The sequence below is a fragment of the Streptomyces sp. NPDC002671 genome (assembly GCF_053592475.1).
Map to the genome: position 1 here is coordinate 418271 of NZ_JBSFVU010000003.1, position 7624 is coordinate 425894.

Consider the following 7624-nt stretch of genomic DNA (forward strand, 5'->3'; position numbering starts at 1 on the left):
GCCCCCGTTACCCGTCGGCGCCCGGCTCGGGGCCGAGCAGCTGGCGCAGCAGGTCGGCGTCCGCGTCGGACAGGGTGTCGGCGAAGCGCGCCAGTACGGCCTCGCGGTCGGGGCGCTCGTCCAGCACGGTGCGCATGCGGCGAGCGGCGAAGCCGGCGTCGTCGGTGACGGGGGCGTAGGCGTACGCCCGGCCGCGCGGGGCACGGGTGAGCAGGCCCTTGGTGTGCATGCGGGTCAGGATGGTGACCACGCTGCTGTACGTCAGCTCGCCACCGAGGCGTTCGGCCACCTCGCCCGGGGTCAGCGCGCCCTCGGCCTCTTGCAGCAGGCCGAGGATCTCGGTCTCGCGGGCGCCGTTCGGCCGCTTCGACCACGTCGACCCCTGCCCGTGTGTGCCGGCTCCCATGGGGTTTGTCGTTCTCCCGCTCTGTCTTCTACAGTCGTGTAGAACTTTTACGCCCGTGTAAAAGCTCTCTCCCGAGTGTAGCCATTGGATCGCCCATGAGCGCTATCAGCATCGGTCAGGCCGTCGTCCTCGGAGTCGTCGAGGGGGTGACAGAGTTCCTCCCCGTGTCCTCCACCGGCCACCTCAAGATCACCGAGGGGCTCATGGACATACCCGTCGACGACGAGTCCGTCGTCGGGTTCACCGCCGTCATCCAGGTCGGCGCGATCGCCGCCGTGCTGGTCTACTTCTTCAAGGACATCAAGCGGATCGTTTCCGCATGGTTCCGCGGCCTGACCGACCGCGAGGAGCGCCACCACCACGACTACAAGTTCGCCTGGTGGGTCATCTACGCCACCATCCCGATCGTCGTCGTGGGTCTGGCCGCGAAGCCGCTGATCGAGGGCCCGCTCGCCTCCCTGTGGGTGGTCGCCGGGTCGCTGATCGGCGGCTCCGTGGTGATGTGGGCGGCCGACCAGATGGGCCGGCACAAGCGCGGTGAGGACGACACGACGTTCAAGGACGCGATGCTGGTCGGCTGCTCGCAGATCCTGGCCCTGCTCTTCCCGGGCTTCTCCCGCTCGGGCGCGACCATGTCGACGGCGCTGATCCTGGACCTCGACCGTGTCGCCGCCACCCGCCTCTCCTTCTTCCTCGGCATCCCGGCCCTGACGGGCGCCGGTATCTACGAGCTGAAGGACGCCGTGGGCGCGGGCGTGGGCGTCGCCCCGCTGGCCGTCGGCACGGCGGTCTCCTTCGTCGTCGCGTACGCCTCCATCGCCTGGCTGCTGAGGTTCGTCGCCAAGCACTCCTTCAACTCCTTCGTGATCTACCGCATCATCATCGGCGTGGGACTGCTCGGGCTGCTGGCCACGGGTGTACTCAACGCCTGACGCGCCGGCGACCGCCCGTAGTCCAGGAGGAGCAGACATGACGCGCCAGGTGGGCGGGGACCGGCGGATGTGGCCGCTGTACGCGGCCGGGTTCACCACGGCCTTCGGCGCGCACGGCATCGCCGCGAACCTCGGCGGCCACTCCGCGAACGCGGTCACCTCCCTGATGGTGCTGGGCGGCCTGCTCGCCCTGTACGACGGCGCCGAGGTGCTGCTCAAGCCGGTGTTCGGCACCCTCGCCGACCGGATCGGCGCCCGGCCCGTGCTGCTCGGCGGCCTGGTCGCCTTCGCCGCCGCGTCCGCGGTGTACGTCGCCGCCGACAGCCCCGGCTGGCTGTGGGCCGCCCGGCTCGGCCAGGGCGCGGCGGCTTCCGCGTTCTCCCCGTCGGCGTCCGCGCTGGTGGCCCGGCTCAACCCGGCCGCGAAGCACGGCAGGGCCTTCGGCAGCTACGGCTTCTACAAGTCGATCGGCTACACCCTCGGTCCGCTGCTCGGCGGGGTCCTGGTGTGGGCCGGGGGACTGCGGCTGCTGTTCGCGGTGCTGGCGGTGCTCGGCGCGGCGGTCGCCGCGTGGGCCGCGCTGGCCGTGCCGGTCGTACCGCCGCTGCCGAAGTCACGGCAGACGGTCCTCGACCTCGCCCGGCGCCTCGCCGACCCGGCCTTCCTCGCCCCGACCGCCGCGCTGGCCGCGGCTACCGCCGCCCTCTCGGTCGGCGTGGGCTTCCTGCCCGTCTCCGGCCGGGCGGCCGGGCTCGGCACCGTGACCACCGGTGCCGCGGTGTCCGTCCTCGCCGCCTGCGCCGCCATCGTCCAGCCACGCGCCGGGCGCGCACTCGACGAGGGGCGCCTCACGACCCGTACGGGCCTGGCGGCGGGCCTGTCGCTGACCGCTGTCGGCTTGGGATGCGCCCTGCTGCCGGGCCTGACCGGCATCCTCACCGGCGCCGCCGTCATCGGCGCGGGCACGGGCCTGATCACCCCCCTCGGCTTCGCGGCCCTGGCCGCCGCCACTCCCGCCGAACGCCTCGGCCAGACCATGGGCGCCGCCGAACTCGGCCGCGAACTGGGCGACGCGGGCGGCCCGTTGCTGGTGGCTGCGGTGGCCTCCGCGGCCACGCTCAACTATGGGTTCGGGGTGCTTGGGGTGGTTGTGGGGGTGGGGGCGGTGATCGCGTTCACGGGTCGCCGCGCAGCCGCGCGCGAGTCCGGGTCCTGACCGAGTCCTGACCGGCTGCGACCGGCCTCAGCACGGCAGGTCGAGGGTGACCGTCGCCCCCTGCCCGGTGTTCATGGCGTAGGCGGTGCCGCCGTGGGCGGTGGCCACCGCGTGGACGAAGGCGAGGCCGAGGCCGGAGCCCTCGCCGGTGCGGCTCGTCTCGGCGCGGGCGAAGCGGTCGAAGGCGCGGGGCAGGAAGTGCGGCGGGAAGCCGGGTCCCTCGTCCGCGACGGACAGCTTCAGCCGGCCCTCCTGGACGGTGGCCGTGAGGCGGACCGCCCCCCGGCCGTGGCGCAGGGCGTTGTCGACCAGGTTGCCGATGGCCGGGCGCAGCCAGCGGGCGTCGACGTCCACCGTCGTACGGGCGGCGTCCACGGTCAGCGCCCGCCCGGCCTGCTCCGCGGTGCGCCGCCGCGGGGCCACGGCGGCGGCGACCAGGTCGGCGAGCGGCTCGGGCGCCCGGGTCACGTGGTCCGTGCTGCCGAGTTCCTCCAGCTCCAGCAGCGCGTTGGAGAGGTCGATCAGCCGCTGCACCTCGGCGTCCACCGAGCGCAGGGTCTCGGTCAGCTCCTCGGCGCCGCGCGGGCGGTGCAGGGCGACGTCGAGTTCGGCGCGCAGCAGGGACAGCGGGGTGCGCAGCTCGTGGCTGGCGTCCGCGATGAACCGGTGTTCGCGGGCGGCGGCGGCCTCCAGCCGGTCGAGCATGCGGTTCAGGGTGTGCCCGAGGCGGGTGATCTCGTCGTCGCGGTCGGCGGGCACGTCCAGCCGCAGCTTCTGGGCGCCGTCGGCCAGCGTGGCCGCGCCGGCGCGGTAGCGCTCGACCGGGCGCAGGGCCGCGCGGGCGGTGCGGTAGCCGACGTACGAGGCCGCGATCAGGGTCAGGCCCGAGGCGAGGCCCAGCTGGGCGAGGAGTTCGCGCAGCGCCTCGTCGCGGTGACCGCGCCGTACGGCGACGATCACGACGCGCGGCTGCCCGGCGGCCGTGACCCGCTTCGCCTGGAGCCGCAGTGTGTCCGGGGTGATGGGCAGCAGCGAGCCGATGTCCCGCCGGACGGTCGCGCCCTTGGCGGCGGCGGCGAGTTCCGCCGGGGCCAGCAGCGTCTCGTGGCCGACGGCCGCGCTGGACGTCAGCACCCGGCCCCGCGCGTCGAGCACCTGGTGCAGGCTGCCGTCGGGGCCGGGCGGCAGCGCGGTGCCCGCACGGACGGCGTGGTCGAGACTGCGCTGGTACGTCGCCAGGTCACCGTCCAGCTGGCCGTCCAGCGCGGCCTGCACCCGCCAGTACACCAGCCCCGCCGCGCCCGCCAGCACCAGCGACATCGTCACGGCGACCGCCAGCACCAGCCGGGTCACCACGGTCAGCCGCCCGACCCAGGCCGGCAGCCGGCGGAGCAGGCTCACGGGGTCGGCTCCAGGCGGTAGCCGCGGCCCCGCAGGGTCGTGATCGTCGTACGGTCGAACGCCCGGTCCACCTTCGCGCGCACCTTGGACACGTGCACGTCGATGGCGTTGCTGCGCAGGTCGACCTCGCCGTCCCACACCTCGTCCAGCAGCTGGACCCGGGACACCACCCGGCCCGCGTTCTCCATCAGCACGCGCAGGACGGCGAACTCGCGCCGGGACAGCTCCAGCTCCGTGTCCGCCCGCCAGGCCCGCTGCCGCTCGGGGTCCAGGACCAGGTCGCCGACCTGGAGCCGGCCGACGGGGTCGGGGCGGCGCCGGGATATCGCCCGCAGCCGGGCCAGCAGCTCCTCCATGGCGAACGGCTTCACGACGTAGTCGTCGGCGCCGGCGTCCAGCCCGGCCACGCGTTCGCTGATCGCACCGCGCGCGGTGAGCAGGATCACGGGCACGTCGATGCCTTCACCGCGCAGCGTCCGGCACACCTCGACCCCGTCCAGACCGGGCAGCATGACGTCCAGGAGTACAGCGTCCAGGCGCGGGTCACGGGCGGCGGCGAGCCCGGAGGGCCCGTCGTAGCGGCCCTCGGCGGTGTGGCCGGACTCGGTCAGGTAGCGGACGACCAGATCTGTCAGGCGGGTCTCGTCGTCGACGACCAGGCAGTGCATACCGGAGAGGCTAATCCGACGGACGCACGCCACGGACCGGCCGGAAGCCTTCATGGTCTGTTCATGTGACTTCCCTACCTTTCTTCAGGTCGCGGTGCTCCGCGGGCCGCGACCGGTCCGCCGTCGCCATGCCGTGACGGAAGGGACAGCCATGCACACAGCGGTACTGGTGCTCGCCGCCAAGGGCATCACCGCCCACATCACGCCGTCGGACCTCGTCACGCGCGGCAGTCTCGATGTCGTAGCCCTGCTCGTCCTGGTCGGCCGGCTCTACCGGCGCCGCCCCAGCGCACCGGCGATGCCGCTGGTCCTGACCGCGCTGAACATCGGGCTCTTCGCCGCGATGAGCATGATCAGCGCGGGCAAGTTCCCGGCCGGGGTCGGCTTCGGCCTCTTCGGCATCCTCTCGCTGGTCCGGCTGCGCAGCGCGGCGTTCACGCTGCGCGACGTCGCCTACACCTTCGTCACGCTGGTCATCGCCCTGTGCAACGGGCTCCCGCACCGCGAGAACTGGCTCGTCGTGGCCCTGAACGCGGTCGTGCTGGTGGCGGTGCTGCTGGTGGACGACCCCCGCTCGTACGAGCCGCCGACCCGGATCGTGAAGCTCACCCTGGACCGGATCTACCCGGACCCCTCGGTGATCGCCCAGGACGTGGCCCTGCGCTTCGGTCAGGCCCCGCTCTCGGTCGTCGTGGACGAGGTCGACTACGTCCGCGAGACCACCCGGGTCTCCGCCCACTACCCGGACGAAGCGTCGGCCGAGCCGATGATCACCCCCGACCGGGAGCCGGAGCCCCGCGAGCAGGTGACGGTGGCATGACGCCGGCGCCTACCCTCACGGCCACCCCGGCACCGGCCCTCGCCGTCACCTCCGCGCCCGGTCTCCCCTCCGCCCCCGCCTTCTCCACCACGCTCGGCCTGTCCGCGCTGCGCGGTGCCGCGCTCGCCGAGGTCGACGCCGCCGCGGCCCTCCAGCACCGCACCGACCGCAAGTACCTGCTGCCCCTCGACCGCGCCCGCGCCTTCGTGGCCGCCCTCGCCGACAGCCACCGGGTCCTCGACCTGGCGGGACGCCGTACGACGAGCTACCTCAGCACGTACTTCGACACCCCGGAGCTGGCTGCCTGGCACGCGCACGTCCAGGGGCGGCGGCGCCGCTGGAAGGTCCGCACCCGCCTGTACGCGGAGGACGGGCTGTGCCGGGTGGAGGTGAAGACGAAGGACGGCCGCGGGGCCACGGTCAAGCACGCCCTCAAGGCCTCTGCCCACGAGTACGGCCAACTGGATGCTCCTGCCGAGGAGTTCATCGACGACGTCCTGCGCACCGCGGGCGTCCCGCACACCACTGCCGCCCTGTCCGCCGCCGCCGAGATCCGCTACGTCCGCGCGGCCCTCGCCGACCTCGACCACGGCACCCGCGTCACGCTCGACGGCCACCTCACCTGCCACCGCGCCGGCCGCACCGCCGCGCTCGACCCCGGTCACGTGCTCGTGGAGACCAAGGGCGGCCCCAGGCCTGCCCCCGCCGACCGGCTGCTGCTGAGCCTGGGCGGCCGGACCGTGTCCCTGAGCAAGTACATCGTCGGCCAGTCGCTGCTCACCCCCGGGCTGCCCGACAACGACGTACGCCGCCTGGCCCGCAGGCACTTCACCACCGAGGCGTATGCCGTACCGCACCTCGAAAGGACCCCCGCCGCATGAACGCCCTGCGCAACATCAAATGGCCCTACGCCGTGATCGCGCTGCTCGCGGTCGCCGCCGCCACCTTCGGCCTGCTGCACCCGCAGACGGAACCGGCCGGCAGCGCCACCGCGAAGAAGCCCGGGGCGACGAAGCGGGTCCAGCAGAACCCGCCGCCGAAGCTCTTCACCGACGCCCAGATCGCGCCGATCGGCAAGCAGGCCGCCGCGCAGCGGGGGCAGGCCGACGCCCTGTTCGCCAAGTGGACGGCCGCGCACGGCACCACCCGCGACGACAAGGCGTTCGCCGCCTGGGCCGCGCAGCAGATCCCCGCGCCGCCCACCGCGAAGGAGCGTGCCACCGAACTCCGTCAGGTGCAGCAGCTCGCCAAGTCCCGCACGGCCGCCGGGAAGAAGGCGGCCGGCTGGCTGGAGCTGTACGGCAAGAAGGACATCTGGAAGCTGTACCTGCACGACCAGCGCGAACTGGCCCCCGCCGCGCAGGGCAAGGCCGAGAAGGTCCAGCTGAAGGCGGCCCTGAAGCTGGCCAAGACCATCAGCGACCAGGTGGCCGCCAAGGACAAGCAGCCCGCGCCCTTCGTACTCGACCCGAGCCTGCGCCCCGAGAAGCACATCAAGCCCGGCGCCAAGGGCCCGTACTCCTACCCCTCCCGGCACGCCGCCCGCGCCGCCGCGGCCGTCACCTTCCTCAGCGCGCTCGCCCCGCAGCGCGCCTCGGAGTACACGTGGATGCAGGACGAGGTCCTCTACTCCCGCCTCTACATGGCCGGCCACGTCACCTCCGACCTCACCTCCGGCAGCCTCCTCGGCTACCTGATCGGCGACTACGAACTCGCGGTGAACGGCCACAGCGCCGCGCACTGAGCCACTGTGGACGCCGCGTCGGGCGGCACGCCCCGTACCCGCTGCCCACCTGGTGGCCGGTGCGGGGCTGAACTATGGCTCAGAAGTTGCCAGTACGCCGATGAGGGTGCGGCGGATGCCTGCGGCGCGGCGGCGGATGTCATCCGGTGCGAGGGTCACGCTCGACGGAGGAGGCAAGGAGACGGGTCCCTGTCCTGTGCTGCCGCTGCGGCACCCCTTGCAGAGCCCGCCGGGCAGCGCCTCCGGGCGTCCCGGTACGCCGCAGTCGGTGCATTCCATGAGGGTGTGGGGCGCGCGGGTTTCGGGGGCGGCGGGTAGGGGCGGCATCTTGTCGATGAGCCTGCGCTGGACGAAGGACCGAGGTGAGTACACGCGCTCTGGGAGTCCGGCGACCAGGACCTGCGCCAGGTGGTCAGGGTCCACGCCACGGGTGAGCC

The 7624-nt window shown here is 73.3% G+C and carries 8 protein-coding genes and 1 pseudogene; 5 read left to right on the top strand and 4 right to left on the bottom strand.

What is annotated here, in order from left to right:
- Window positions 1-7 precede the first annotated feature (7 nt).
- Window positions 8-406, bottom strand: a complete 399-nt coding sequence (locus tag ACWD35_RS06775) for a BlaI/MecI/CopY family transcriptional regulator (RefSeq protein ID WP_451350051.1) — start codon at window positions 404-406, stop codon at window positions 8-10.
- A gap of 95 nt (window positions 407-501) precedes the next feature.
- Between ACWD35_RS06775 and ACWD35_RS06780 the strand changes: the two genes are divergently transcribed.
- Both ACWD35_RS06780 and ACWD35_RS06785 read left to right on the top strand, forming a co-directional pair.
- On the top strand, window positions 502-1338 hold the full coding sequence (locus ACWD35_RS06780; protein WP_451350052.1) for an undecaprenyl-diphosphate phosphatase: 837 nt from the start codon (window positions 502-504) through the stop codon (window positions 1336-1338).
- Window positions 1339-1405: 67 nt separating this feature from the next.
- Window positions 1406-2554, top strand: coding sequence for an MFS transporter (locus tag ACWD35_RS06785; protein ID WP_451350084.1), 1149 nt, complete (start codon window positions 1406-1408; stop codon window positions 2552-2554).
- Between the two features lie 27 nt (window positions 2555-2581).
- Here the strand turns inward: ACWD35_RS06785 and ACWD35_RS06790 are convergent, their stop codons facing one another.
- Window positions 2582-3955 carry an ATP-binding protein gene (locus ACWD35_RS06790; RefSeq protein ID WP_451350053.1) on the bottom strand — a complete coding sequence of 458 codons (1374 nt, stop codon included), beginning with the start codon at window positions 3953-3955 and terminating at the stop codon, window positions 2582-2584.
- Complete coding sequence (locus tag ACWD35_RS06795; protein WP_451350054.1) at window positions 3952-4623, bottom strand: response regulator transcription factor; 672 nt, start codon at window positions 4621-4623, stop codon at window positions 3952-3954. The genes ACWD35_RS06790 and ACWD35_RS06795 overlap by 4 nt, the downstream gene beginning before the upstream one ends.
- Before the next feature lie 151 nt (window positions 4624-4774).
- Here ACWD35_RS06795 and ACWD35_RS06800 point away from each other — a divergent pair, with 151 nt between their 5' ends.
- From ACWD35_RS06800 to ACWD35_RS06810, 3 genes are read left to right on the top strand one after another with little or no spacing between them, the layout of a single operon-like run.
- Window positions 4775-5443: a DUF4956 domain-containing protein gene (locus ACWD35_RS06800; RefSeq protein WP_451350055.1), complete on the top strand. Its 669-nt coding sequence runs from the start codon at window positions 4775-4777 to the stop codon at window positions 5441-5443.
- The gene (locus ACWD35_RS06805) at window positions 5440-6324 is read left to right on the top strand and encodes a polyphosphate polymerase domain-containing protein (protein ID WP_451350056.1); all 885 of its coding nucleotides are present in this window, start codon (window positions 5440-5442) and stop codon (window positions 6322-6324) included. Before ACWD35_RS06800 ends, ACWD35_RS06805 begins: the two co-directional genes overlap by 4 nt.
- Window positions 6321-7187 carry a phosphatase PAP2 family protein gene (locus ACWD35_RS06810; protein ID WP_451350057.1) on the top strand — a complete coding sequence of 289 codons (867 nt, stop codon included), beginning with the start codon at window positions 6321-6323 and terminating at the stop codon, window positions 7185-7187. Before ACWD35_RS06805 ends, ACWD35_RS06810 begins: the two co-directional genes overlap by 4 nt.
- Before the next feature lie 72 nt (window positions 7188-7259).
- Here the strand turns inward: ACWD35_RS06810 and ACWD35_RS06815 are convergent.
- Window positions 7260-7624 (bottom strand): annotated as a pseudogene (locus tag ACWD35_RS06815) (hypothetical protein); the annotation flags it as partial.